The 26,227-nt window shown below is 47.0% G+C and carries 21 protein-coding genes, 1 tRNA gene and 1 pseudogene; 6 read left to right on the forward strand and 17 right to left on the reverse strand.

Annotated elements, in window-relative coordinates; all coding sequences use genetic code 11:
• Positions 1-65: 65 nt before the first annotated feature.
• From E5358_RS15105 to E5358_RS09460, 5 genes and pseudogenes are all read left to right on the forward strand, one after another.
• A pseudogene (locus E5358_RS15105) lies at positions 66-2,828 on the forward strand (homocysteine S-methyltransferase family protein); the annotation flags it as partial.
• A gap of 33 nt (positions 2,829-2,861) precedes the next feature.
• Positions 2,862-3,869, forward strand: coding sequence for a uroporphyrinogen decarboxylase family protein (locus E5358_RS09445; protein ID WP_135939944.1), 1,008 nt, complete (start codon positions 2,862-2,864; stop codon positions 3,867-3,869).
• A 118-nt stretch (positions 3,870-3,987) separates the two neighbouring features.
• Positions 3,988-5,595 carry a sodium:solute symporter family transporter gene (locus E5358_RS09450; RefSeq protein ID WP_135939945.1) on the forward strand — a complete coding sequence of 536 codons (1,608 nt, stop codon included), beginning with the start codon at positions 3,988-3,990 and terminating at the stop codon, positions 5,593-5,595.
• A gap of 61 nt (positions 5,596-5,656) precedes the next feature.
• Positions 5,657-6,181, forward strand: coding sequence for a cob(I)yrinic acid a,c-diamide adenosyltransferase (locus tag E5358_RS09455; RefSeq protein WP_135939946.1), 525 nt, complete (start codon positions 5,657-5,659; stop codon positions 6,179-6,181).
• Between the two features lie 250 nt (positions 6,182-6,431).
• Positions 6,432-6,983 carry a DUF3332 domain-containing protein gene (locus E5358_RS09460; protein ID WP_135939947.1) on the forward strand — a complete coding sequence of 184 codons (552 nt, stop codon included), beginning with the start codon at positions 6,432-6,434 and terminating at the stop codon, positions 6,981-6,983.
• A 122-nt stretch (positions 6,984-7,105) separates the two neighbouring features.
• Here E5358_RS09460 and E5358_RS09465 read toward each other — a convergent pair whose 3' ends face one another.
• The 12 genes from E5358_RS09465 to yidC all read right to left on the reverse strand — a co-directional run bounded on the left by E5358_RS09465 (position 7,106) and on the right by yidC (position 20,822).
• Positions 7,106-7,780, reverse strand: coding sequence for a Crp/Fnr family transcriptional regulator (locus E5358_RS09465; RefSeq protein WP_135939948.1), 675 nt, complete (start codon positions 7,778-7,780; stop codon positions 7,106-7,108).
• Between the two features lie 23 nt (positions 7,781-7,803).
• Positions 7,804-8,802, reverse strand: coding sequence for an FAD:protein FMN transferase (locus E5358_RS09470; RefSeq protein ID WP_135939949.1), 999 nt, complete (start codon positions 8,800-8,802; stop codon positions 7,804-7,806).
• A 30-nt stretch (positions 8,803-8,832) separates the two neighbouring features.
• A complete protein-coding gene (locus E5358_RS09475; RefSeq protein ID WP_135939950.1) occupies positions 8,833-9,537 on the reverse strand; it encodes a DUF6048 family protein in 705 nt (234 codons plus the stop codon).
• A 58-nt stretch (positions 9,538-9,595) separates the two neighbouring features.
• Positions 9,596-10,555 carry a glycosyltransferase family 2 protein gene (locus tag E5358_RS09480; protein WP_135939951.1) on the reverse strand — a complete coding sequence of 320 codons (960 nt, stop codon included), beginning with the start codon at positions 10,553-10,555 and terminating at the stop codon, positions 9,596-9,598.
• 69 nt (positions 10,556-10,624) lie between these two features.
• The gene (locus tag E5358_RS09485; protein WP_135939952.1) at positions 10,625-11,176 is read right to left on the reverse strand and encodes a DUF4199 domain-containing protein; all 552 of its coding nucleotides are present in this window, start codon (positions 11,174-11,176) and stop codon (positions 10,625-10,627) included.
• A gap of 82 nt (positions 11,177-11,258) precedes the next feature.
• Positions 11,259-11,332 (reverse strand) — tRNA-Thr (locus tag E5358_RS09490).
• 645 nt (positions 11,333-11,977) lie between these two features.
• Entirely contained in the window at positions 11,978-13,144 is a 1,167-nt protein-coding gene (galK, locus tag E5358_RS09495) for a galactokinase (protein WP_135939953.1), read from the reverse strand.
• A gap of 107 nt (positions 13,145-13,251) precedes the next feature.
• On the reverse strand, positions 13,252-14,322 hold the full coding sequence (locus E5358_RS09500) for an aldose epimerase family protein (RefSeq protein ID WP_135939954.1): 1,071 nt from the start codon (positions 14,320-14,322) through the stop codon (positions 13,252-13,254).
• A gap of 22 nt (positions 14,323-14,344) precedes the next feature.
• The gene (locus E5358_RS09505) at positions 14,345-14,974 is read right to left on the reverse strand and encodes a DedA family protein (RefSeq protein WP_135939955.1); all 630 of its coding nucleotides are present in this window, start codon (positions 14,972-14,974) and stop codon (positions 14,345-14,347) included.
• 46 nt (positions 14,975-15,020) lie between these two features.
• Positions 15,021-16,751: a glutamine--tRNA ligase/YqeY domain fusion protein gene (locus tag E5358_RS09510; RefSeq protein WP_135939956.1), complete on the reverse strand. Its 1,731-nt coding sequence runs from the start codon at positions 16,749-16,751 to the stop codon at positions 15,021-15,023.
• Between the two features lie 7 nt (positions 16,752-16,758).
• Entirely contained in the window at positions 16,759-18,924 is a 2,166-nt protein-coding gene (gene dpp5 / locus E5358_RS09515; protein ID WP_135939957.1) for a dipeptidyl-peptidase Dpp5, read from the reverse strand.
• Positions 18,921-20,822 carry a membrane protein insertase YidC gene (gene yidC / locus E5358_RS09520; protein ID WP_135939958.1) on the reverse strand — a complete coding sequence of 634 codons (1,902 nt, stop codon included), beginning with the start codon at positions 20,820-20,822 and terminating at the stop codon, positions 18,921-18,923. The genes dpp5 and yidC overlap by 4 nt, the downstream gene beginning before the upstream one ends.
• Positions 20,823-21,055: 233 nt before the next feature.
• Between yidC and E5358_RS09525 the strand changes: the two genes are divergently transcribed.
• On the forward strand, positions 21,056-22,246 hold the full coding sequence (locus E5358_RS09525) for a DUF3078 domain-containing protein (protein WP_135939959.1): 1,191 nt from the start codon (positions 21,056-21,058) through the stop codon (positions 22,244-22,246).
• Positions 22,247-22,470: 224 nt separating this feature from the next.
• On the opposite strand, the gene E5358_RS09530 is transcribed toward E5358_RS09525, so the two are convergent.
• The 5 genes from E5358_RS09530 to E5358_RS09550 form a co-directional block, all read right to left on the reverse strand.
• The gene (locus E5358_RS09530; RefSeq protein WP_135939960.1) at positions 22,471-23,130 is read right to left on the reverse strand and encodes a hypothetical protein; all 660 of its coding nucleotides are present in this window, start codon (positions 23,128-23,130) and stop codon (positions 22,471-22,473) included.
• 32 nt (positions 23,131-23,162) lie between these two features.
• Positions 23,163-23,492, reverse strand: a complete 330-nt coding sequence (locus E5358_RS09535) for a hypothetical protein (RefSeq protein WP_135939961.1) — start codon at positions 23,490-23,492, stop codon at positions 23,163-23,165.
• 56 nt (positions 23,493-23,548) lie between these two features.
• Entirely contained in the window at positions 23,549-23,740 is a 192-nt protein-coding gene (locus tag E5358_RS09540) for a hypothetical protein (protein WP_277821238.1), read from the reverse strand.
• A 333-nt stretch (positions 23,741-24,073) separates the two neighbouring features.
• Positions 24,074-24,721 carry a hypothetical protein gene (locus tag E5358_RS09545; RefSeq protein ID WP_135939963.1) on the reverse strand — a complete coding sequence of 216 codons (648 nt, stop codon included), beginning with the start codon at positions 24,719-24,721 and terminating at the stop codon, positions 24,074-24,076.
• Between the two features lie 3 nt (positions 24,722-24,724).
• The coding region (locus E5358_RS09550; protein ID WP_277821239.1) for an RHS repeat-associated core domain-containing protein at positions 24,725-26,227 on the reverse strand (1,503 nt) is incomplete at its 5' end.

Below are 26,227 nucleotides of genomic sequence, written 5' to 3' on the forward strand. Positions count from 1 at the left end.
GGGAACAGCCAATCCACCTGACGGAGGCTGCCCGAAACAATTATGGTACAGGTGCTTTCGGACTTCCCGGAGCACCAAAGGCAAAGGACGGCAACCAGCGTTGGTTTGACCCGGAGTGGCGCGCAGGCTTCCTTGATTGGTATGTCGGGCATTCATGTCTCAAGGCTGATATGCTGCCTGTTGCCAACACCCAGCTTGGTCCCGGTTCCTTGGCATCAATCCTTGGCTCTCGTGTAGAGGGTGGTGAGGACACAATATGGATTCATCCAAACCCGAATTTCAGTGACAAACTGACATTTGACCCGAACAATGAACAGTTGCGTATCCACAAGGAATTGCTGAAAGCCTGCAAACGCAAGGCAAACGGCAATTATTATGTGGGAATGCCTGACCTCATGGAGGGACTTGATGTGCTTGCAGCACTGAAGGGTACTGACAAGGTGTTGCTTGATACGGTGATGCAACCGGAAGTCGTGGAAGAACAGTTGCAGTTTATCAACGATGTGTATTTCAAAGTGTTTGACGAGCTGTACGACATAATCCGTGAAGGTGACGAAATGGCTTTCTGCTATTTCTCTTCTTGGGCACCGGGCAAGATGACAAAGATACAGAGCGACATCTCCACAATGATTTCCGAGGATGATTACCGTCGCTTTGTGCAGCCTTATCTGCGTGAGCAGTGTCAAAAGATTCCTTACACTCTGTATCATCTTGACGGAGTGGGCGCTATGCACCATCTGCCTGCACTGCTTGAAATCGAGGAACTCAATGCTATCCAGTGGACTCCTGGTGTCGGTGAGCCTCAGGGCGGAGATCCAAAATGGTATGACCTTTACAAGAAGATTATCGCCGGAGGCAAGAGCATCATGGCTTGCTGGGTGACTTTGGAACAGCTTCGTCCGTTGCTTGACAATGTCGGTGGTGACGGCATACATCTTGAAATGGATTTCCATAATGAGGATGAGGTGGAGCAGGCACTGCGTATTGTTGAGGAATACCAAACAAAAGAGGTTGAGCGCAAGGCCGATGAGTGTCTGCATATAGGCGACATGACAACTTTTGCCGAGAAAAAGCCTGCAGCACGTTTTCGTCCTCTCCATATTGGTGGAAAGCAGATTGTAATGCCAAGCGACAAGACTCTTGCATCCTCAGCCATAAGCAAACCTGCACTTGCAGAGGCAATGGAAAGCCGCATGCTTGTGTTTGACGGCGCCATGGGAACTTCCATACAGAAATATGGTTTGGAGAATGTCAAAAGCAACGAGTATCTGTGCGTAGAACATCCGGAAATTATTTCTGACATTTACCGCAAGTTCCTGCTTGCCGGTGCAGATGTCATAACGGCAAACACATTCAATGCGCAGAGCGTTTCCCTGAAGGCGTGCGGACTGGAAGGCAAAGTTGTGGAAATCAACACCGCAGCTGTGAGCCTTGCTTGCAGTTTGGCTGACACGTTCACAGTTGTCAATCCTGAGAAGCCACGCTATGTTCTTGGTGAGATAGGGCCGACAAGAGAGACGTTGTCAATGCCTGAAAGTGCGAAGATAACGCGGCAAGAGCTTTTCGATTCGTACAAAGAGCAGGCGGCTGCACTCATAAAGGCCGGTGTCGACGGCATTATCTTTGAGACGGTGTTCGACCTTGTCAACCTTGAAATCGGTCTTGAGGCAGCAGGCAAAGCCATGGAAGAATCTGAGGTCACAGTGCCAATACTTATCAGCGCCAATTTCTCCACAGCCGACGGCACAAACATGATAGGGCAGAACATCATCGAATATTTCAGCAAGCTGAAGAACGACAATGTCATAGCTGTGGGAGTCAACTGCAATCCGGATATCGAAATGACAGCGAAGGTCATAGCTGAACTCGGTGCTGCTACACCTTACTATATTATAGCATTCCCTAACGCCGGGCTTCCTGACGCAAAAGGAAACTATCCTACGACACCGCAGGAGTTCCGGCGCCAGATGTGGAAAATGATTGATGGGCATCTTGTCAACCTTATCGGTGGTTGCTGTGGCACGACGCATGAGCATATCCGCAAGATTGCAGAACTTGTCAATCCGGCTGAAGGCTGCTTTGTCAGCGGATATCGTCCCGGTGAAGTCTCTGTGACAGGAGGACACAAGCCGCAGGTTGCCGCAAAACCGGTAGTGGAAACTCCTGCCAAGGAGAAGCCTGCCGCTTCTGAGTCTTCGGAGATGGGACTGAAAGACGCTATCATCGCAGGAAAGGAAGCTGTTGCCGTGGAAGCCACGAAGAAAGCGATTGAAGCAGGCGCCAATCCGGCAGAACTCATCAACACACAGATGATTGAGGCGATGTCCGTTGTGGGGCAACGCTTCTCCGAGGGTAAAGCCTTCGTGCCTAACCTCCTCATGGCAGGTCGTGCAATGAAAGCAGCTCTTGGCATCCTGAAACCAATCATGGAAGCGAGTGGGGAAGGCGTGCAGTCTGCCGGCAAGATTGTCATCGGCACAGTCAAGGGCGACCTTCACGACATTGGCAAGAACCTTGTGGCGTCGATGCTTGAAGGCTCGGGCTTCGAGGTCATCAATGTCGGTATCGATGTGGACGCTGAGACATTCGTCAAGGCGGTGGTTGACAATGAAGCAGACATTCTCTGTCTTTCCGCATTGCTCACAACTACAATGACTTACATGGAAGACTGTCTTGCGGCGCTTGAAGCTGCAGGAGTCCGCAAAAAGGTGAAAATTATGGTAGGTGGTGCGCCTGTCACCGAGGAGTTTGCGCGAGAGATAGGGGCTGACGGCTACAGCGCTAATGCCAATGAGGCTGTTGCTCTTGCAAAACGCCTCATGTCCTGATGATTTCATTTTTGTTAGAAAGAAAAACAGATTATGATAGATATGATAAAATGGCGGCAGGACATCATCGCACGTCCTGACCGTGTTGCGATACCGGTGATGACACATCCCGGCATTGAAGAACTTGGATATACTGTCAAGGAGGCTGTGGTCAACGGAGAGATTCATGGCAAGGCGGTGAGCTATCTTGCAGACCGTTATGCCACACATGCAGCTTCCGTAATCATGGATCTTACCGTTGAGGCTGAGGCTTTCGGTGCGGAGGTGATATTTCCTGAGGATGAAATCCCTTCTGTCACAGGCCACATGCTCAACAGTGTGGAGGACATACATCACCTTGAAGTTCCGTCACTGAACACAGCACGTGTGCCTGAGTACATCAAAGCCAATGTCATCGCCCACCGTGAGATTTCCGATCGTCCAGTCTTTGCCGGATGTATCGGACCGTTCTCGCTTGCCGGACGTCTGTATGACATGTCAGAAATCATGATGCTGATTTACAGCGACCCGGAGGCTGCCCACGAACTGTTGGAGAAATGTACACTGTTCATTCTCAAATATGTGGCGGCATTGAAAGCCACCGGTGTTGAGGGCGTTCTGATGGCAGAGCCGGCAGCGGGGCTGATGTCCAACGACGACTGCAAAACATTCTCCTCCAATTACGTCAAGCGCATCATCGACCGGCTACAGGACGAGCATTTCATGATCGTGCTGCACAACTGTGGCAACACAGGGCAGTGCACAGAAGCCATGGTCATGACAGGCGCACACGGTCTGCATCTTGGTAACAAGTGCGACCTTGCGCAAGTGGCGCGTGAGACTCCAGAGGACATACTCGTCATGGGTAATCTTGACCCGGTGTCAGCATTCAAAATGTCAACACCGGAAGAGATGTACCGTCAGACAATGGAGCTGCTGGAGAGCACACGCGAGTTCCCTCATGTGGTGCTGTCGTCAGGATGCGACACTCCGCCACACACTCCTCTTGCCAATGTCGACTGCTTCTTCAAGGCGTTGGACGATTACAATGCAAACTTATGATACAGTGCATGTTGCAGGTCGGTTTCGTTATTTATAACATGAAACCTGCCTGCATCTTGTTTCTGTTTATAAAAGCATTTGAAAACCTAATAACCAAATCTAATAAAATCACTATCAAATGATTTCCGAATCTTTACAATTTCTTGATTGGGCTATCCTTATTGGATATTTCGTTGTCCTAATCGCTATCGGACTGTGGGCAAGCCGCAAGTCCGGTGACGGACAAGGCAAGTTTCTTGCCTCACGTTCCCTGAAATGGTACCACATAGGCTTTTCCATGTGGGGAACCAACGTCGGACCTTCAATGCTCATTGCTTCAGCTTCTGCAGGCTTCACAACAGGTATAGTGTCAGGTAACTACGCTTGGTACGCCTTTATATTCATTGGTCTTCTCGCCTTTGTCTTTGCTCCACGCTACCTTGGTGAGAAGATAAACACCTTGCCGGAGTTCATGGGACGCCGTTTCGGCCAGTCCACACGCAGCATTCTGGCATGGTACACCATAGTGACAGTCCTCATCTCATGGCTGGCACTCACCCTTTTCGCCGGCGGAGTCCTTATACGCCAGGTGTTCGGCATCCCGATGTATCTCTCCGCACTCATTCTCCTCGCAATCTCCGCATTCTTCACCATACTCGGCGGTCTTAAAGCCGTGGCATACACCAATGTTTATCAGATGGTGCTGCTCATCGTCGTCTCCGCAACACTCACCATTGTCGGTGTATGCACACTTGGCGACGGCGGCTTCATGAACGGCATAAGCAAACTTGCCGACCCGAACATCGTCCCTTCAGAGTATTGGAATCTCTTCCGCTCAGAGGAAGAGCTGCCAGGCTACTATTGGCTGCCGATTCTCTTAGGTTACCCAATCTCTGGACTTTGGTTCTGGTGCACAGACCAGTCGATGGTGCAGCCGGTGCTCGCGGCAAAAAATCTGAACGAAGGCCAGAAGGGTACAAACCTCACAGGATGGCTCAAGATTCTCGACGTCGCAATCTATATCGTCCCCGGCATAGTCTGCTTTGCGCTCGCACGCACAGGATTCTTCGGAGCAGCTACGATAGAGCCTGACAACGCCTACATGACACTTGTGCTCCACCTTTTCCCTATGGGAATGGTAGGACTCGTCATGGCAGTGCTGACAGCTGCTCTCGTCTCAACGATAGGCAGCTCGTTGAACGCCCTCTCCACTGTGTTCACAATGGACATTTACGTCAAGAATGTAAACCCGAATGCCACACAGGCAGAGATTTCCCGCACAGGTCACATCGTGACAATCCTTGGCGCGCTGATTTCCATTGTCATAACCATAGCTGTCGACAACATCAAGGGCATGGACCTTTTCAACGTGTTCCAGTCCGTCCTCTCATTCATCGCACCTCCAATGGCAGCAGTGTTCGTCATGGGCGTCTTCTGGAAACGCTGCACAACTCTTGCGGCAAACCTTGTGCTCTCCCTCGGCACGATCTTCTGCATCTCCACAGGCGTTTGCTATCTTTGGATTATCCCCGGTGCGACAGAGGCCATGCACTTCATGATGCTCTCTTTCATCCTTTTCTGCGTGCTCATCATCATGATGATTGTGGTCAGCATTTTCGACAAGACTGCAGTGAAAGGACATGCCATGAAGGCTGTGGACGAGAAAACATCCTATGGTGTCATCGTTTCATGGATAGCTCTTGTGGTGGTAATGATAGGGCTGTACATATTCTTTAACGGCAACTGATTACAAGGGGTGCATCCGTTTACGGTCTGCATCCCTGTTTCTTATCTATAACAAAACGCTTATGATTTATACAAAAACAGGAGACAAGGGTACAACATCGCTTGTCGGAGGCAAAAGAGTGCCTAAATGCTGCGACAGACTGGAAAGCTACGGCACTATCGACGAACTGAACTCACACATCGGCATGCTTGCCGCCTTGTGCAAGGACAAGCCGGAAGGAGAAAATATTACTGATATACTTGCCACTGTGCAGCAGGAACTGTTCGCTGTTGGCGGCTATCTTGCCACCGACACAAGCACCACCGCGCTGCATCTTTCGTGCATCGTTACAGCGGAAATGGTTCTCGCGGTTGAAAAAGCCATTGATGACATGGACAAGCAGCTGCCACCATTACGTTCATTCATAATCCCCGGCGGCACGGTTCTTTCGGCACAAGCGCACATCTGCCGTACAGTCTGCCGCCGTGCAGAGCGCAGCATACTGCGCCTTGCCGACAGTGGTGTGGAACTGGATGAGAATGTCCTCGCATACATCAACCGCCTGTCGGACTTCTTCTTTGTGCTTGCACGCTTTCTTGCTTTGTAGGGTCTGGTTTGCCCTTTATAATATAATGTACGCGCATTATATTATAAAGGGCAAATATTGTCTATATGATATTTTGTTGCAAAAAGTGGAGTTTTATTAAAAAAAACGGCATATTCCTTTGGAGATTGATTGTATTTTGCTATCTTTGCACCTATAATGATGCAATAAGGCTGAATATTACAGAAACTAATATCCAGGGTATCACGCTTGTAATTCATTTTCCATATATGACAATTAAAATTTTGAAGACATGAGAAAAAAGACCCTAAAATTGGCTTCCGTAGCCATGATTTCAATGTTGCTCATGAATTCCTGTCTGGGCTCGTTCACACTGTTCAACAAGTATTCTTCATGGAATCAACGTGCCACGAAGAACAAGTTCCTTAATGAGGTGATTTTCATCTTGACCTCTCCAGTCTATGTCATTGCCGGAGTTGCCGATGTGCTGCTTTTCAACACCATAGAGTTTTGGTCCGGCAGCAATCCGCTTGCAAGCAATGTCGGCAAGACAAAGAAGGTGATGGGCGAGGACGGAAGGTACTATGCCGTGAAGACATTGAAGGACGGGTATGAGATAACAAAACCTGATGGCGGTGTTGTCCTGTTTGTCTATGACAAGGCAGAAGACTCATGGTCACAAGTGGAGGACGGAAAGCGTACAGAGATTTTCCGTTTCAATGCGGATGGCACGATAAAGGCTACATTACCTAATGGCAACCAAATGGATGTGTCCCTCAATGACCAGGGAGTCCATGAAGTTCGCATGGCAGTCAATGGCGGCACCTATTGGGCAATGAGATAAATTGGCGTCCTTATTTTCAAAAAAACACACGGTCACGGTTCATTATGCGAATCGTGACCGTGTGCTTTCTTTATGGCGGCGTTTCATGTGGTAAAGTGTCACCAAAAGAAAAACCGTTGCTTTCATAACCAAAGGGTTTCCATTTTGGGGACATTGATGATTCCACGCTGCAGTTGAATCTTTCCAGTTGATTCAAGTTCATTGAGAACTTTGGAGACTTCGTTTCGTGTTAACCCGGTCTCAGCAGCCAGCTGCCTCATTTTTATGTGGAAGATTTTCTTTCCGGTTTGCTTTGTGCAATGTGTGGAGAGGAATCTTAGGATTTTTTCTCTGTCATTTTCAGGATGATGCCGCCATAATTCTTTTTGGAACCGTTGTGACTGTGTGGAGATAATGTTCAAAAGGTTCAGGCGGAAAACCATGAATTCTGATGACAGAAGCAGCGTATCATCCTTGCCGATGTGCAGAAAATTACATATTGAGTGTGTCCTGTATGTGTGCAGGTAACGTTGCTGCAATCCGAAGGCGCGCTCCGGTTCGAGAACCCCGGGCATTATGATGAACTCTGTCACACGGTAGGAGCGGTCGGCGGAGGTAGAGACCATTTCCAATTCCCCGTCAAGCAGGAAGAGTAAGCCGTCGCAACGGTCGCCACTGTTTGCCACTGTCGTGTTTCTCGAGTAACGCCGGAAGTCAAAACGGACACGTGCCACTATGTCCTGAAAGTCGCTGCCACTCATTCCTTGGAAGAGTGGCAGTTCGATTAGTTTGTCATATATTGTCAGTGCTGTCGGCATGTTACGCTGCTAACTAAGTCAAGTCAAAGACCTTCTGATTTCCACACCTTGTATTTTCCGTTATCGTCATAGATGATGTATGCCTTCATGTCGCTATGGCGTGCAAGCACCTCTTTTGCTTTTTCCAGCCCCATGACCATGAATGATGTCGCGTAGGCATCGGCGCGTGCGCATTCCTTGCATAGGACGGTGGCAGAGAGGATGCTGTGTTGTACGGGATAGCCCGTCTTTGGGTCGATGGTGTGTGCATATTTCTTTCCGTCCTTGTAGTAGAAATTGCGGTAATTGCCGGATGTTGCCATGGCAATGTCGGTTATGTCAAGCACTGTTTGCAGTTCTTTCTTCTGTGCGAGTGAGTCGTCGACAGGTTTCTCCACACCGATTTTCCAAGGCAGTCGTTTAGGCGAGATTCCCTTTGTGACAATCTCTCCGCCGATTTCCACCATGAAGTTCTTTATTCCCATGGCGGTCAGATAGCGTGCCACGACATCCGAGCCGTAGCCTTTCGCTATGGCGGAGCAGTCGAGCATGATGTCCGGGTTGCTTTTCCTGATGCTTTTCCCGATGAGTGAGACTTTCCCGAATCCTACAAACTGGCGCAGTGAGTCAATCGTTTCTTTTGTCGGCGGGCAGTCGTTCTTGAATCCGAATCCCCACGCATTGACCAATGGTGCAACGGTTATGTCGAATGCACCATCGGTGTCCTTGCTTATTTGTTTCGCAAGGTCAAACACATTGAGGAACATTTGGTCGATTTCCACGCGTTCGTTGCGGTTTATGGCTGAGATTACGGAGCGTTTGTTGAATGTTGAAAGTGAGTTGTCCACTTTCTGAAGCTCTGCCTCAATCTCTTTCTTCAGATTCTTGTCGTGCTGGTAGGTTATGCTGTAGAATGTGCCGAAAACCATACCTTCATCGTGCTGATAAGGCATGGTTTGCTGCTGGCGTATGATGATGACTGTGCCGACGATGAGGAGTGCAAGTGCCGGCAGCTGCCATAGGAGTCTTTTGTTCTTGTCCAATGTTTTGCTTAGGTTTTGTGTTCTGTTATGTCAGAATTGGATGCTTATGTTGTACAATGCCATCCAACGTGATGATTCCGTACCTCTTCCGTAGCCCGGTGCGTAGAGTGGAATGTTTGTGTAGTCGGAGCAACTCAGCTTGCGGCGGTAGCGCAGTGACCATCCCATGTGTAGCGGTCCCCAGACTTTCGCATCGGCACCGAATACTATTTCCACCCATTGCAGTGTGCATTTCTCCGAGGTCGTTTGGTAGTCTTTTATTACATTGTTGGCAGGTGCCGGGGTGTCTTCGCCGGGTTCTGTCTCTCCACCGGTTGGCGGCGTCTCTTCAAGGACGGGAGCTGTCGTATCGTAGTCAAAGGATGTTATGCCGTAGCGCATGCCGACAGTCAGCCGATAGTCATCGTGGCGGTTTTTGAGGATGTTGAAGTCACATCCAATGCGCCCGAATGGTGCTTTTGTCTTGTAGGAAGTGTACGTATCGGCGTCATATCTGTCCGCTGTGCCGTAGCCCACCTCTACTGTAGGCAGGAACAATCCCTTTATGTGGGCTTGTACGGTGGCTTGGTATTCACCTCGGTCACTCATCGCGCGCCTTATCGGTCCCATGAGGTCTATGCCCACGGAAATGCTTTCGAGGAAAGGCACTTTATTGTCCGGTGTCTCTTCCGTTGTCTGTGCTGTGGCTGTGAGCGCAGAGAATGCTGTCAAGAATATGAGAAGTTTCCTTTTCACGTGTCTGGTTTTGTGTATGAAAGTTCCGCTGTATGGCAAGGTCGCTTGCCGCTTGTGCTTATACGGTTTTCTCTATCAGGTAGTCATTGCGTCCCTGCGATGTGCGGGAGATGAGGTCGCCTAAGAATCCGGCAAGGAAAAGTTGTGTGCCGATAATCATCATTGTCAGGGAGATGAAGAAATAAGGCGAGTCGGTGATGAGTCGCTGCGGAATGCCTGCCGAGAGGCAGTAAAGCTTGTCTGCGCCAAGCAGTACAACAGCTACAAACCCGATAAAGAACATCAGTGAGCCGAGAAATCCGAACACATGCATCGGCTTGCGGCCGAACGCTGAGAGAAACCACAGTGTCATGAGGTCGAGGTAGCCGTTGACAAAGCGGTTCCAGCCCATGAACTTCGATGTGCCGTATTTGCGCGCCTGATGATGCACGAGCTTTTCGCCTATCTTTGTGAATCCGGCATTCTTGGCAAGATAAGGGATGTAGCGGTGCATTTCTCCGTAAACCTCAATATTCTTCACCACCTCCTTGCGGTAGGCCTTCAGTCCGCAGTTGAAGTCGTGGAGGTTGTGTATGCCCGACACTTTCCGTGCGGTGGCGTTGAAGAGTTTGGTAGGAATGGTTTTGGATAGCGGGTCACCCTTGGAGCGGTTCATCTTGTAGCCGCTGACAAGGTCGTAGCCTTCCTCCTTGATCATGCGGTAGAGCCCCGGAATCTCGTCAGGGGAATCCTGCAAGTCGGCATCCATGGTGATGACTACATCGCCCTCAGCCTGGTCGAATCCGCAGAAGAGGGCAGGGGACTTGCCGTAGTTGCGGCGGAACTTTATGCCACGCACCTCAGGATTGTTGGCGGCAAGTTGCTCTATGACATCCCATGAGTGGTCTGTTGAACCGTCGTTGACGAATATCACTTCATAGGACAATTTGTTTTCGTTGCATACACGGGCTATCCACGCATGCAGTTCCGGTAGTGACTCTTCCTCGTTGAAGAGTGGTATGATGACGGAAAGATTCATTTCTTTGTTATGTTTTTGTGCCGCATCTTCAAGAAGCGAGATTCACTCTTGTTCACGGCAAAGGCTGTGTTACTGTTTGCCGGTTCTTGCCACACTTCTTTTGGTGAAAAGTGCGATGAACCAGCTGAGGATTACACCGAAAAAGATGTTCATCCACATGAATGTGAATGCAAAGTCTATCGGGCGTGTCTCGGAGAGGATGTTCAGCTGTGCAAGGACTTCCTCTTTGGACACTTTGTAGGCTTCCAGAACCGGTGCGAATTCCGGTGTGCTTATCATTCTTGTCATGCTTCCGAGCATCCTGCCTTGGTCAAGGAACTCAAAGTATGCCCACTGTGCTATGGCAAGCAGTAGCGTTGCGTAGAAGAAAATCAGCAGTGAGTAGCAGTAGGCGCGCCGGAAACTGAGCATTCCTCCCAACACTCTGTCGCGGTAGTAGCGTACGAAGGAAGCTGCGAGGAATGGGATGAAGATGATTGTGAAATTGAAGAAGAAGGACAGAACCGGCTCGGAGATGCTTCCAACGAAGCATGCAAAACCGGCAATCCATAGCAGTCCCATAATTGTACCGTGCAGGCGCGCGTATGCCTTAAGTTGTATGTATTCTGGCTTTGTGAGCAAAATGTTTCTCTTTTTTGTGTAAATAAGTGGTGTATCTTTAACTAAAAAAGGAATCACCTCGCAGAGATGATTCCTTTTTGTGAGCCTCTTGTCGGATTCGAACCAACGACCCCGAGATTACAAATCACGTGCTCTGGCCAACTGAGCTAAAGAGGCGGGTGGACGAGCTACTCACATCGCACCGCTACAACCAAGTACCCTTGCTGCGATCAAGCCCTGGGGGAGTTCCGAGGGAGCTGGTCGTATGAGACTCGCCCGTGTGGAAATGACTTGCCGTGATAGCTTGCCATACGTTGCTTTCTCAAAAGCGATTGCAAAGGTAATAAGAAATAATAATATCCACGAATTTATACGGTCATAATTATGGTTTCTTAACTAAATGCTATGGGAAATAAAGGATGTTTATTGAAAATAGTTTGGTTGCAAATGCAAAATGTAAACAGTGACACAATGAACGGTTGTCTTTTGCATGATAAAAGGTAACGTTTGGCTTAGTGAAAGGTAACGCTTGACCATACAAAGTCTTATCTTTCCTTATACAAATAGTATTTTAACGTTTGTTGGATTTTATGTTTGCCAAAAGTGCAAATATTCCTGTCGTTTTGCACGCTATAATGCTGTTTTGCTTGCATATTGACAAAAACAGATTGATACTCTACAGACTTTGGAAGTAACTTTATTATTGTTGTCCGGTAAAAAACAATGCTCCCTCTGCAATGCCATTACAGCTGCAGACGGAGCATTGTATGATTAGTGGATATGGTTGCTTGTGTTATTAAGCAGAATCCGTTGTGTTGCGGGTTAGCATACTTTCCGTGAGCCGTTGCCAATGACAACATCGATGACAATCGGTTCGTGGCCGTATTTTGCGGAGAATTTCTCTTTTGCTGTCTTTATGAAATTGTCATAAAGGTCTGTCTTCAAGAGGTTTATTGTGCAGCCTCCGAAGCCACCGCCCATGATGCGGCTGCCGGTCACGCCACACTCACGTGCTATGTCGTTGAGATAGTCGAGTTCCTCGCAACTGACCTCGTAATCTTTGGACAGTCCGTCGTGTGTGAGGTACATGAGGCGTCCCACTTCCTCGTAGTCGCCTTTCTCCAAAGCATTGCACACTCCGAGTACACGGTCTTTCTCACCGAGCACGAAGGTAGCGCGCTTGATGTCCTCGGCAGAGACGGTGTCGCGGACAGCTTCAAGATGCTCCCATGTGCAGTTGCGGAGAGTCTTTGCATTGAGCTCCGGGAATTTCTCGTTTACGGCTTTCACTACATTCTCGCAAGAGTTGCGTCGGTCGTTGTATGGGCTGCCACTGAGTTCGTGCTTTACGCGTGAGTTTAGAAGCACAACCTTGTAGCCTGCCTTTTCAGGGTTGAATGGGAAATATTCAAACTCACGGCTGTCGCAGTCAAGGCGCATGAGCTTGCCTTCCTGCCCGAACATACTGGCAAACTGGTCCATGATGCCACAGTTGCATCCGATGTACTTGTGCTCTGTTGCCTGTCCTGCAAGTACCATGTCCCACTTGGATACTTTGTTGTCGCCGAACAAATCATTGAGTGCATAGGCAAAGCAGCTTTCAAGGGCTGCAGAAGATGACATGCCGGCACCGAGTGGGATGTCGCCTGCGAAGGCTGTGTTGAAGCCTTTCACGTCAACGCCGAGTGCTTTCATCTCACGGCACATGCCGTAGATGAATCGTGCCCAAGTTGCGCTTGGTCCTTTAGGGTCGTCGATGTCAAACTCCACGCGGTCCTTCAGGTCGATGGAGTAGGCGAGTACCTTGTTTGTGCCGTTTGGACGAACTTCCGCCATGATGCAGTAGTTTACTGCACCCGGGAATACGAAGCCTCCGTTATAGTCTGTATGCTCACCGATGAGGTTGATGCGTCCCGGTGATGCGTAGATGTTGCCTGTCTTTCCGTCAAAATGCTTGATGAAGCGGCTTCTGATGTAATCTGTTTCCATAAGTTTCAAAAGTTAGGTGATGTTTTGTTAGTGAATATTGTGGTTCTTGAAATGGACAAAAGGTACCATGAGTTTCTTTGGCATCTTTTGTCCACTTATGCTTGCTCTTACAGTGTGCCGAACTTGTAGACGGTACGCTGTGTGTATTCCTCACCCGGGTTGAGTACCACCGGCGGGAAATACGGGCGGTTTGGTGAGTCAGGGAAATGCTGTGCCTCGAAGCAGATAGCAGAACGGCGCGGTGCTGTGCATCCGTGCTGTATGGCGTAGCCTGTGGCATAGTTGTCGGTGTACATCTGCACTCCCGGTTCTGTTGTCCAGCACTCCATGGTTCTTCCGCTGTTAGGTTCTACGATGCGTGCAGCAAAAGAGAGCTCGCCGACTTCCTTCTTGTTGAGGACGAAGCAGTGGTCGTAGCCGTTGCCGTTCTTTATCTGCTCATCGTCAGCGTCAATGTCCTGTCCGATAGGCTTCTGTGTGCGGAAGTCGAACGGTGTGCCCTCGACCTTGAGAATCTCTCCGGTAGGGATGGATGTCTCGTCGGTAGGGAGATAGAAATCAGCGTTCACCTCACAGAGAAGGTCGTCGATTGTCGGTGTAGGGTTTGCGACACCGGCAAGGGAGAAGAAAGCGTGATGCGTGAGATTGACGATGGTCTTCTTGTTTGTTGTCGCCATGTAATCCAATATCAGCTCATTGTCGTCAGTCCATGTGTACTCGACGGTGATGCTCATTTCTCCTGTGAATCCCTCGTCTCCGTATGGAGAATTGAGTTTGAGGACAAGAGTCTGCTCGTTCATCTGTATGGCGTCCCACACTTGTGCATGGTAGCCGGTCGGTCCGCCGTGGAGGGCGTTTGGTCCGTTGTTTATGGCAAGCTGGTAATCCTTGCCGTTGAGAGTGAAACGACCTTTGCAGATGCGGTTGCCAAAGCGTCCGATGAGTGTCGAGAGATAAGGCTCGGCAGAGTTGATGACATCCTTGATGTTGTCGTGTCCCTGTATGACATCTGCTATCTGACCGTCCTTGTCAGGAACCATGAGTGAAACGATGGCTCCGCCATAATTTGCTATGGCACACTCATATCCTTTGATATTGCGCAGGATATACAGCTCGGTTTTCTTTCCGTTGATTTCTGTCTTGAAATCTTTCGGGTTGAGGTTTGACAGGTTGTTCATAAGTTATAGGTTTAAGTTTCTTTTATTTTGTCTTTTTGAGCAGTTTCTTTATTAAAAAGTAGCCGGCAGCGATGACAATGATGCCGAGGATTGCTATTTTAATATACTCGCTGTACTCGTTGACTTTGTCCATCAGTTGTTCCTTTGGTACGATAGTCTGCAAGTACCAGCCTATAGCGGCGAGAATGCAGTTCCATATTCCGGCTCCGATGGTGGTGAAGAGGATAAACTTGAAGAAGTTCATCCTTGCCAATCCCGCAGGAATGGAGATGAGTTGGCGCACTACCGGCACGAGGCGTCCTGTAAGTGTGGCGAACACTCCATGTTCGTCAAAATATCTTTCTGCTTTCTGTATTTTCTCTTCGTTGAGCAGACACCGATGTCCCCATTTGCTGTTGGCAAAGGCATAAATCATCGGTCTGCCAAGATAGAGTGACAGGAAATAGTTGATAGCTGCACCTGCGTCAGCACCTGCCGTGGCTGCGAGGATGAGCAGAAAGACATTCTGCTCACCTGTCGCATGGGCGTTGTATGCTGCCGGAGGGAGGACAATCTCGGAAGGGAATGGGATGAACGTGCTCTCGATGGTCATCAGTATGAACACATTGAGATAGTTCAACTGGTCTAAAAGAAATCCGAATATTTCAGTCATGTTATGAAACGTTTCTAAGTCTATGCAAATCAGTATGCGTTATGGATTACTTTCTCTTGTTCTCCTTAAGTCCTACTGTAGAGTTGAACACAAGATGCTCTGCTGTGGAGTCTGTGTCGACGTTAAAGTAGCCGATACGGTTGAACTGCAAGTATGACAGTGCAGGTAGACCCTGTGCGAACTTTTCGATGTAAGCATTCTTGTTGATGCTGAGTGAGTTCGGATTGATGAACGGACGCATAGCATCGATGCCACGAACACCGTTCTCTTTCTCATACAGCTTGATAGCGTCACGCGGATTCTCGCATGTCCAAAGGCACTCATAGTTGCGAACCTCTGCCGGTACGCAATGTGCGCAGCTTACCCAGTGGATCGTACCTTTTACCTTACGGTCTGCACCCGGAGTGCCTGCCTTGGAATCAGGGTCATAAGTGCAGTAAATCTCTTCAACATCGCCGTTCTCGTTTGCCTTGAAACCTGTGCAGTTGAGGATATACGCACCTTTCAGTCGTGTTTCCTTGCCAGGGTACATACGGAAGAACTTCTTGTCCGGCTCAGCCTTGAAGTCGTCGCGCTCTATCCAAAGCTCGCGTGAGAATGTTATTGTGTGTGTGCCGTCCTCAGGACGCTCCGGATTGTTTACGACTTCCAGCTCCTCGGACTGTCCTTCAGGATAGTTTTCGATGATAACTTTCACCGGGTCGAGTACGCATGACACTCGTGTTGCACGCTCGTTAAGGTCTGCACGTGCGGCTGCTTCCATAAGTTTTATGTCATTGAGAGCATCGAATGTTGTATATCCGATGGAGTCAATGAACTTAAGTATTGATTCAGGAGAGTAGCCACGACGACGTATGCCGCAGATGGTCGGCATGCGAGGGTCGTCCCAACCGTTCACAACACCTTCTTTTGTAAGGATAAGGAGGTTGCGCTTTGACATCAGAGTGTAGTTGAGATTCAGTTTGTTGAACTCAAACTGGCGTGGGCGGTTGTCCTCGATGTTGTCGGTCTCGCCTTTCCATTCCTTAATCCAAGTGACGAAGAGGTCGTAGAGGTCGCGGTGAGGAACAAACTCAAGTGTGCAGATTGAGTGGGTTACGCCTTCAAGATAGTCTGACTGTCCGTGAGTGAAGTCATACATAGGGTAGGCGTTCCACTTGTTGCCGGTGCGCCAGTGTTCCATGTTAAGCACACGGTACATGAACGGGTCGCGGAAGTGCATGTTTGGCGATGTCATGTCAATTTTTGCACGCAGCACCATTTTGCCCGGTTCCATATTGCCGCTGTTCATCTCTTCAAAGAGTTTCAGGCTTTCTTCCACAGGGCGGTCACGGAAAGGAGAGTTTGTGCCCGGAGTTGTAGGTGTGCCTTTCTGCGCTGCGATAGTCTCAGCGGACTGCTCGTCAACATAAGCCTTGCCGGTCTTTATGCACCATACGGCGAAGTCCCATAGCTCCTGAAAATAATCAGAAGCATAAACAAGTTTGCCCCATTTGAAGCCGAGCCATTCTATGTCTCTCTTTATAGCCTCAACGTATTCGGTATCCTCTTTCTGTGGATTGGTATCGTCCATACGAAGATTGCATACACCGCCGAATTTCTGTGCCACACCGAAATCCATGGCAATTGCTTTGGCGTGACCGATGTGCAGATAGCCGTTTGGCTCCGGTGGGAAGCGAGTCTGCAAGCGTCCGCCGTTCTTTCCTTCGGCAAGGTCTTTCTTTACAATCTGTTCGATGAAGTTCAATGACTCCTTTTTCTCTTCTGTATTTTCCATTGTTTAATTAATCTTTTAACCATTTGTTTAACCAACCAAAGAATGTTCTCTGCCAAAGAATGCCGTTCTGTGGTTTAAGTACCCAGTGATTCTCGTCAGGGAAAACAAGCAATTGGGCAGGAATGCCGCGCATGCGTGCAGCGTTGAATGCGCCAAGTCCCTGATTTGTGTTGATGCGATAGTCCATCTCGCCTTGTATGCAGAGGATAGGTGTGTCCCATTTGTCTACAAACTTGTGAGGGGAATTGTCGTAAGTCCTTTTTGCGCGTGCTGTCATGTCGCGGTTCCAAGGTGCGTCGTCATACTCCCAGTTTGAGAACCAGGCTTCCTCTGTGTCAGTGTACATGGACTCAAGGTTGAAAGCTCCGTCATGTGAAATGAACGCTTTGAAACGCTTGTCATGATGACCTGCAAGCCAATAGACAGAGAATCCTCCGAAACTTGCTCCCACACAGCCGAGACGGTCTTTGTCAACGTACGGCAGCGTGCAGGCGTCATCAATGGCAGTGAGATAGTCCTTCATGCACTGACCTGTCCAGTCGCCTGAGATTTCCTCCAGCCATTCCTGACCGAATCCCGGCAGTCCGCGACGGTTTGGAGCTACGATGATATAGCCGTTTGCTGCCATAATCTGGAAATTCCAACGGTAAGACCAGAACTGGCTGACAGGGCTTTGAGGACCACCCTCGCAGAACAGCAGTGTTGGGTACTTCTTGTTCGGGTCAAAGTTCGGAGGAAGGATAATCCATGAGAGCATGTCCTTTCCGTCGGTCGTCTTTGACCAGCGTGGCTCAACCTCACCGAACTCCAGCTGTTTGTAGAAATCAGTGTTCTCGTGTGTCAACTGGCAGATAGCCGTTGACTTGATGTTTTTGCCCGGAGTGACGATGTAAAGCTCGTCACCTTGTGACATGCTGTGACGGCTCATGAGAAGTTTTGACTTCATCATCTTGACAGAACCGAAGTCCATCTTGTCATCTGTTAGCTGCACAACTTTGCCATTGAGGTCAGTCTTATACAGGTTCACGCATCCGTGCCATACACCTATATAATATAATGTGCGTGAGTCTGTGTTCCAGCAGAAATCATCCACGTTAGAGTCAAATGACTCTGTGACATAGCTTTTCTTGCCGGTGGCAAGGTCAAGGATGCAAAGACGGTTGCGGTCGGACTCATATCCGTCGCGTGCCATAGACTGCCATGCAACGTATTTGCCGTTAGGAGAGAATGCAGGGTTTGTGTCATATCCCATGTTCTCATCGGCATATTTCTCAGAGTTTATCTCCTGCGTTGCCATTGTCTTTGTGGCATCAACCTCCGGTTGCTTGAATCCCGCAGACTTGCACAGGTTCTTTGTTGTGCCTGTGGTTGTGTCATAGAGGTAGATGTCAGAGTCTGTGGAGATAGCATAGTCGCGTCCTGTCTTTTTCCTGCATGTATATGCGATGGATTTTGAGTCAGGGCTCCAGTTGAGTTGCTCCACACCTCCGAATGGTGCCATAGGGCATTCGTAAGGTTCTCCTTCAAGAATGTCCTTGCCTTCGCCGATAGTCTGCCGGGCATTGACATCTGCAACAAACGGATGTGCATTGGAAGTCACATAATGGTCCCAGTGACGATAGTTGAGGTCGTCGATAACCATGCCGGAAGCCTTTGGCAAATCCTTGTGCTTAGGTTGTATGATGTCGTTGTAAGGCAAAGACTTTACAAATATCACCTTGCTTCCGTCAGGGGAGAACTTGTAGCCCTCAATATCAAGTTTGTCGTTTGTCAGTTTCTTGCGGTCAGTGCCGTCAGGATTCATTGACCAAAGCTGTGAACTGCCACCGTTGTTGGAAAGGAATGCAATCCGCTTTCCTCCCTCAATCCATGACGGGTCGGTCTCGTTGTCGGCAGATAGTGTAAGGAGAGTTGCATTGCCACCGTCTGTGCTGATGATGTACAGCACATGGTGGCTTTTGTTCTCCTTTACGGAATAGTAGCCCACTTGATAGACAACCCATTTGCCGTCAGGAGAGGGAGCAGAGGCTGAGATTCTGCCCATTGCCCACAATGCCTCAGGTGTCATGACCTTTGTTCCCAAAGTCTTGGCGTCCACCTTTCCTATGATGTCTGCGTTTGCTGTTGTCGCTGTCATGGCAAACAATGCTGCTGTGATTAATGTCTTTATCATTTTCCCATGCGTTTGTTTCTTATTTCCTGACGCTTGCGCTCAAGTTCTGCCTGCTGTTCCTGCATCTTCTGCAGTCTGCCTGCAAGTCCGCCGAGTTTCTTAGGGTTGGCCTCGTTCTCTTTGTAGACAGCCTGAAGTTTTGCAAGAAGTTTCTCGTCATCGGTTGTCTTGCGGAGCACGAACATAATCGTAGCGGAGCAGAACAATGACACGAAATAGTAGAAGTTCAAGCCTGAAGAGTAGTCGTTGAACATGAAGAAGAACATCAGCGGCATGAGGAACATCATGTACTGCATCATCTTCATTGACTGCTGCTGTTCCGGAGTGCCAATCATCTGATCCTTCTGCTGCTGCATTGTAAACCAAGAGTAGACAAGGTTTGCGATACAGAAGAGGATACATGTCAGTGAGAGGTGATCACCGATAAGCCACAGGTTTGTGTGCCATTCAATGATAGGGTCGTATGTGGAAAGGTCGTCTATCCACAGGAATGACTGTCCGCGGAGCTGTATGGCGTTAGGGACGAAATTGAACATCGCAATCCAGATAGGCATCTGTATGAGCATTGGGAGGCAGCCTGACATCATGCTTACTCCGTATTTCTGCTGGAGGAGCATCATTTCCTGCTGCTTCTTCATCTGGTCCTCAGGCTTGTTGAGGTGCTTTGTCTTTTCATTCAGGATAGGGCGCAGCACACGCATCTTTGCAGAGGACATGTAGCTCTTCTTCACCATCGGATAAGTGATGGCTTTGAGAATCAGAGTGATAAGGATAATCACAATGCCCATCGGTATGTTGAGTGCTGTGAGCCAGTCAAAGACATAGAGGGTGAACCAGCGGTTGATGATGCGGAAGAGCGGCCATCCGAGGTAGACAAGTCGTTCCAGTTCGAGGTCTTTGCCGAAAGTGGACTCCTTCTCAACATCCTGAAGCAGTCGGAAATCATTTGGTCCGTAGTAGAACTCAAATTCAGAAGCGCGTGTTCCGGTTGGGTCAAACTGTGTCTTCAGGCGTGCTGTATAATCCTTGAGATAACCGCCGCCCTTTTCGTGTGGAATGCTTGTCATGAGTGCGTTCTCCTGATAATTGTCACGTGCAATCATCACAGCAGAGAAGAACTGGTTCTTGAATGCCACCCAGTCTGTAGCCTCCTCGATAGGTTCATCGACTTTTTGGCTGGTCTCGTTGAGATAGTCAGTGCCGCCGTCTGTGAAATGATATGTCAGAGAAGCATAGCGGTTCTCAAAAATAAAGCCTTTCTCCTGCTGCTTGCAGCGTTCTGTCCATTCGATGTCCATATATTTCGTTGAAGGCGAGAACATTCCTGACATGCCGATGACACGGAGCTGCGAGTGGAGCAGATAGTCTTTGCCAAGCTGGTAAGCTATGACAATCTCTTTGCCCGGAGCTGCTTCGGCAGTGAATGTCACAGTGCTGTCTGTCACTTGTGAAGGTGTGAAGAACAATTCTGCAGTGTTGATGTTTTGCTCTTTGCCCTCAAACATGTATTTCAGCTGCTGGTCCTTGCCCTCAAAGAGGGTGACATCCTTGTTGCCGTCCTTATCCTTGAAGTTCTTTATGACAGCTTTCTTGACCACCGCCCCTTGTGTAGAGAAAGTAAGTTCGAGCTTGCTGTTCTTGAGAGTGACATTCTTGGCAGTGCCACGGAGAGCCTTGTAGAACAGAGCTGTAGTGTCGCTGTCCGCAATCTCCTTTGCTTTCAGTGCCGCAGCGTCAGCCGCTTTCTTAAGGTTCTCGGCTTTCAGTTTCTCAACCTTTGCGATAGAATCTTGTCGTGCCGCCTCGGCAATCTGTTTCGCCGAAGGCTGGTTGTACCACCCGAAACCGATGAGCACAACTGCAATAAGCACAAATCCTGTGATAGTGTTTTTGTCCATTGTTATTTTTGATTGTTTTTTATTGTTTCAGAAAATATCCATGCCGTTCACCACGAAAACCGTTGTCTGTGCACAGCATTGTCATTTTAACGTTACGGCATGCTGCCTTTTATTATCTATAAGATAAAATTCGTGCAAATTTACAAAAATAGAACTAATTATCCAAAAAACTCAATTCTTAATTCTCTAATATTAATTAAAATTAGTACCTTTGCACTCATAATTTTGAATAAATGTATAAAAAACAATTCCTTTTCCTGCTGCTGATGCTTCTTTGTGCCGATGTATGTGCCCAAAGGAAGCTCTTTCCGGTGACATACTATTATGATGTCGCCCACCGTATTTTTGCCTTGGACAGCAAAGACTCTCTTGCAATGTCCTATGACACTCTGATGATGAGGACATACCTGGAACATCCGGAACTTGTCAGGGACAGTGAAGGCAAGTTGCGCAAGGATGGTGGGATAGTTTTCTCGCCGACAGTTCCTGTGCACAAGGATGTTGATTTCACGCATCAGGCTGAGGATGACGAAGTGTTCAAACCTACAGAGAATGACAATTCCGAGCCATCAGTTGGTGCCGGAAATGTCGACTTGTTTGTCGTAAGGCCAAATTTCTGGACTTTCTTTGGTGATTACTCGTTGCAATTCCTCCAGAATTATGTCTCAGACAACTGGCATAAAGGCGGAGAGTCGAACTATGCCATGATTGGAGCCGTGACATTGCAGGCTAATTATAACGACAAGGACAAAGTCAAGTGGGACAACAATTTGGAAATGAAGCTTGGTATGCAGTCATCCCGTGAGGACTCTGTACATAAATACAAGAGTAGCGAAGACCTTATCCGTCTTACCTCAAAACTTGGCGTGCAGGCAACGAAACGCTGGTACTATACATTGCAGATGATAGCGCAGACACAGTTCACGCGTGGATTCAAGAACAATGATGAGACGGTGTATTCAGATTTCCTTTCACCGTTGAATCTTAACCTCTCTCTCGGTATGGACTACAAAGTCTCATGGTGCAACAACAAGCTGACGGGAACTTTCAATATTTCTCCTGTATCTGCCAATCTGAAATATTATGACCGTCTTGACTGTGCATTGAGAAATGGAGTTCACGATTTGGTGGATGACGTGAAGGTGGGCAAGCACTCGCAATGGGACTACGGTTCCACGCTTACTGCAGACTTGACATGGCAGTTCTCGAAAATGGTGAAATGGCAGACACGCCTTTATGGTTTCACGTCTTACAAGCGCAGTCAGGTGGAGTGGGAGAACACTCTCACGTTGCAGGTTTCACGATTCATCTCCACGAAGCTCTTTGTCTACCCAAGGTTTGATGATAGTACAAAGCGTGATGAAGATTACGGATATTTCCAGTTGAAGGAGTATCTTTCCCTCGGATTCAACTACTCTTTCTGAACGATTTGCCGGCGTTTTGTATCAAGGATTGTGATACAAAACGCCGGTTTTTGTTCTTCCGTTCTATGTGTACATGTTCATCGTGTCAGAAATGTATCTGTATAAAAATCAATGTTTTTCCTCCTCAATAAGTAACTGTTGGAAAATAATTTGAATAGCTACTTATCACCATGTCACATGATGCAGAATGTCTTCCCATGGATGTATTTAATGACAGACTAAAATTAATCAAACCATTCTTTTATTCGTTTGCGCCACGCTCTTTTTGATGATAATTTTCTGTTAATTCTATATGTCGGCTCTTTTGTTTCCGGAGCTACACCATCCCCATCTTTTTTAGAAAGCACATACACAATGTTTTTTCCCTTCAATTCTATGAATAGCTTGTTGTTATGCCGGAATGCGGTGTTTAAGCGTAATGAGATGTTTCTTTCGAGGAAAAGACCTTGCCCTATATCCATAAATCTAATATCATCACCTCTATACGACCATCTGAAATGATTATCCAATTCGTCATTGCATATCTTTCCGTCACCATTGCTATACAGTTCTATTTCAGGCATATCACCATCTGGCCTTTGACTATAACGAATTTCGCCATCTTCTCTCTTTTTCAGCAGCCGAGTCTGGACATACCATTTGCCACGCAAAAACTCAGGGACTATTTTAATCTCTTTATACTCAATGCTTTCCAAGTTGTTATATGCAAACACTTTTTCTAAAGAAATAGAGTCTATTGTTGCCTTAATCTCGCTAATATTGCAAGAATCAAGCATGATATTTACATAATATGCGATGGAATCTTTGAATGTGTCTGAGTAACTGTCATGACCAATATGAGCTAATATTGTTGCCGATAAATACGCAATGTCTTCTCTTGGCATATCATGTTTTCGAATATATGTATTCCACTCCTTCATGAAAGACAACGGGTCACGATATGACGATGCATGAAAAAAAATAGTTGTTTGTCGTAGTAAAGATAATTCTTAACAGGGTAATGAGGCCCCATACCCTTATAGGCATATATTCCGTTTTCAAATTCGAAATCATCATAGCTTCCTAAACGAGAGACATTACGACCAGCTCCCACATCGTAACTTCCATATGCAGATACCAGCTTTTCAGAAATACTGTCAGGGACATTCATCCACTGGAACCAATAGCGTTGTGCGTTTATCGGGGAATTAAACCATGTCATGAACAGAACAATGACTGTTATTTTTATTGTAATGGACTTAATCATATTTTGTGATTTTAATTATTAAAATGCTTGCGATTGCTGGCATTAAAACGTATTTGTTACATTCCACAAAGACGTTTTAGTTCTTCCTTTATTTTGTCTTCGATTTCTTTTGTTTTATCTTCACGATTAGGACGTGGATGCCTGCCATGTTTTGACTCATACTTTAAATCAGCATCTATTTCATTAATATCAGTACAATGAACAGCTTCGTGCGACAAAACGCTTCCTAATGCCTCGTTTTCTGTCATGCCCTCGTACTTTAATTTAGAGCCTTCCTTGATTGATTCTATATAATATAATTGCGCCTCCTCCATCATTTGAACTATATAATGGATAATAGTGTCCAAGGCCACGTTGCATTATTTGAGCATTCCTTATATAGTTTTCGGGAACGCCTGACACCAACGACAGCAGATGGCATGCTGGTGAATTCAATGTATATGCACCGTTAGAATTGTAGCCTACAACCTCATTATAGTGCCCTTCACCTACGTTGGGATTATCATAAACGGCATTAGTCACATTTGAATACATAGTTGCTCATAATACTGTTACATTGATTTGTCATATCTTGGAATTGATTACTCAAACCACCCTTTTGTTCTTTCCCACCAAGATTTCCGCCTTACGTTATTAAGATAAGACTCATGAAAAAAATCACCACGCTTTAGTGCTTCTTCTACTGTTGTAAATTCTAATGGTAAACTATACTTTTTCCTTATATCTATAGGAGATAAATCCAAAAGGATATTAAGTAAAGTTGTAAGTTCCTCGTAAGGAACATCAACATAAGCATATTTCTTTTCTCCTATAATAGCTACAATTTCAAATGCATCTTTAAACCCCATTTCAATAAAGACATTGCACGGTTCTAAATTTGCAGTTTTAGCAACACATACTTTCACTTGTTCCAATTCTGTTTCCGTCAATTGCCTCTGCTTGCAATCTCCAACCTCTGAAAAAACATCATATTTAGATAACGTTCCATTCATTACACTATCTTCGTATAAAATTTCGCTATAGAATTCATCTCGCAATAGCCCCATTGATACTTTCATTAATCCGCTATCAGTTACCTCAATCAAAAAATGCCTATACCTATCACCTAATCTTTCGTCTATTAATATGTAACGACATAGGATACCATTCTCGGAAGGTTCATGTTTCTTACATGATATGTAACAACATGCCACAAAGAGTAGCACCGCAAATAAAACTGTATTTTTCATAATTCATTTGTTTTTAAATTGAAAATGGATTTCACTTTCATGCTTTAATCTCTCTTTTATTTCATGGTCTTCACGCAGTAGATCCTCTGTGAATTTATAGCCACCTATAATACCCACAGTCTCTAACTCTTCCATTGGTGCCGTTGTTTGGTAAAGTTCCCCATCAGTATCCATGTATTGATACGTTGCTGTTTTATTAAGGTTCTTTGCTACTCCATTCATCGCCCTGTGGCCATGAATCAGTTCATGCCCCAGTGCGATATGAAATGGAATTTTCTCATAGAATCTTTTGCCTGTTCGCCCATCTCTTGTAAGAAGTGTGGGAAGAATTTGAAAATTATACAGAACTTTCACATCCGTGCCCTTTCCATTTATGGCATCCATACGATATTTGTCAGTTTCCTTATTTGATTCACCAGGTTCAACCTCCATTGTTCTCTCATGGTTCACCAACTCAGAAATAAGTTCTGTGCCTTTCTCAAGATTTAAATTAGTATTATAATAGTTTCCATGTTTGCGAATAAAAACGACACCACTGTTGCGTTTTACGGTCAATTGGTCGTTTGTCAGTTTTTGCAGTTCTGTCAATACTGCTAAGTTCTGAACGTGATTGCCTGTTAATACAATCTTTTTCCCATCAGGGTCAATATTGCTTATAGGATTGTTTGCGCAATACACATACGGACTGACAGGGTAATAGTCCTCACACAACTGGTCAACACCGTTCCATTGTAACAGTACCGGGTCATAGTTTCTCGCACCATAGTCATACCGGTCCAGCCCGTGCATACGGTCAAGCTCCTTGCCGTTGTATTTGTACTGCTGCAAGGAAGGATTCTTTCCCACATCCGCGAAGCTGTTTCCGAAAGGATAGTAGTTGGTTGTCTGCTCTATGGCTCCGCTTTCGCTGACCACGGCACGGTTGTTTCCCAAATGGTCTTTCGCATAATAATGGAACGTGAATTTGTTTGAATTATTGTCGTCGCAGGAGACATAACCGCCTGAGAACAGAATCTTGTCTAATTTCCCGTTTTCGAATATCAAATCCCCAAGATAATCTGTTGTGTCGCTTGTCAGGATTTGGTTTTCGGAAAGTTTTACGGTTGTATTGATAGGCACTACTATGTTGTCCACTGCGGTAAGATGGATTCTCCTTAACTTTACGCCATTAGCATCGTAAACGTATTTAGTCTGACTGCCGTTTGTGAACTGTATAAGTGTTGGTGTGCCCCAATAATTGTAGCTTATCTTTGCAATTCCTTTGTTAGCGTCACTTGTCAGTGAGCCACAGGCATCGTAGGTGTATTCTGTTGCAACATCTGCGCCATCATTGAAATCAGTTGTTCCATTGGCTGTGCATAGCTCTCCTTTGTCGGTGACTTTTCTAAGCCTGTTGCCATTATACAGCAATGAAAGGTTGTCAATTGTTTTGTACAGCCCGCTATCGTTTTTGCCATTGCGCATAATTGTGAGTGGCGAGCCATTCTGATTGTATCTGACAGTTTC

The sequence above is a fragment of the Palleniella muris genome (assembly GCF_004792655.1).
Taxonomy (GTDB): Bacteria; Bacteroidota; Bacteroidia; order Bacteroidales; family Bacteroidaceae; genus Prevotella; species Prevotella muris_A.

What these genes read in the sequence shown, in the direction of transcription:
- E5358_RS09445 (WP_135939944.1), top strand. Translation starts at nt 2,862, where the DNA reads ATGATAGATATGATAAAATGGCGGCAGGACATCATCGCACGTCCTGAC.
- E5358_RS09450 (WP_135939945.1), top strand. Translation starts at nt 3,988, where the DNA reads ATGATTTCCGAATCTTTACAATTTCTTGATTGGGCTATCCTTATTGGA.
- E5358_RS09455 (WP_135939946.1), top strand. Translation starts at nt 5,657, where the DNA reads ATGATTTATACAAAAACAGGAGACAAGGGTACAACATCGCTTGTCGGA.
- E5358_RS09460 (WP_135939947.1), top strand. Translation starts at nt 6,432, where the DNA reads ATGAGAAAAAAGACCCTAAAATTGGCTTCCGTAGCCATGATTTCAATG.
- E5358_RS09465 (WP_135939948.1), bottom strand. Translation starts at nt 7,780, where the DNA reads ATGCCGACAGCACTGACAATATATGACAAACTAATCGAACTGCCACTC.
- E5358_RS09480 (WP_135939951.1), bottom strand. Translation starts at nt 10,555, where the DNA reads ATGAATCTTTCCGTCATCATACCACTCTTCAACGAGGAAGAGTCACTA.
- galK (WP_135939953.1), bottom strand. Translation starts at nt 13,144, where the DNA reads ATGGAAACAGATTACATCAGAAGCCGCTTCATCAAGCATTTTGACGGA.
- E5358_RS09500 (WP_135939954.1), bottom strand. Translation starts at nt 14,322, where the DNA reads ATGAACAACCTGTCAAACCTCAACCCGAAAGATTTCAAGACAGAAATC.
- E5358_RS09505 (WP_135939955.1), bottom strand. Translation starts at nt 14,974, where the DNA reads ATGACTGAAATATTCGGATTTCTTTTAGACCAGTTGAACTATCTCAAT.
- E5358_RS09510 (WP_135939956.1), bottom strand. Translation starts at nt 16,751, where the DNA reads ATGGAAAATACAGAAGAGAAAAAGGAGTCATTGAACTTCATCGAACAG.
- dpp5 (WP_135939957.1), bottom strand. Translation starts at nt 18,924, where the DNA reads ATGATAAAGACATTAATCACAGCAGCATTGTTTGCCATGACAGCGACA.
- yidC (WP_135939958.1), bottom strand. Translation starts at nt 20,822, where the DNA reads ATGGACAAAAACACTATCACAGGATTTGTGCTTATTGCAGTTGTGCTC.
- E5358_RS09525 (WP_135939959.1), top strand. Translation starts at nt 21,056, where the DNA reads ATGTATAAAAAACAATTCCTTTTCCTGCTGCTGATGCTTCTTTGTGCC.
- E5358_RS09530 (WP_135939960.1), bottom strand. Translation starts at nt 23,130, where the DNA reads ATGCCAAGAGAAGACATTGCGTATTTATCGGCAACAATATTAGCTCAT.
- E5358_RS09535 (WP_135939961.1), bottom strand. Translation starts at nt 23,492, where the DNA reads ATGATTAAGTCCATTACAATAAAAATAACAGTCATTGTTCTGTTCATG.
- E5358_RS09540 (WP_277821238.1), bottom strand. Translation starts at nt 23,740, where the DNA reads ATGACAGAAAACGAGGCATTAGGAAGCGTTTTGTCGCACGAAGCTGTT.
- E5358_RS09545 (WP_135939963.1), bottom strand. Translation starts at nt 24,721, where the DNA reads ATGAAAAATACAGTTTTATTTGCGGTGCTACTCTTTGTGGCATGTTGT.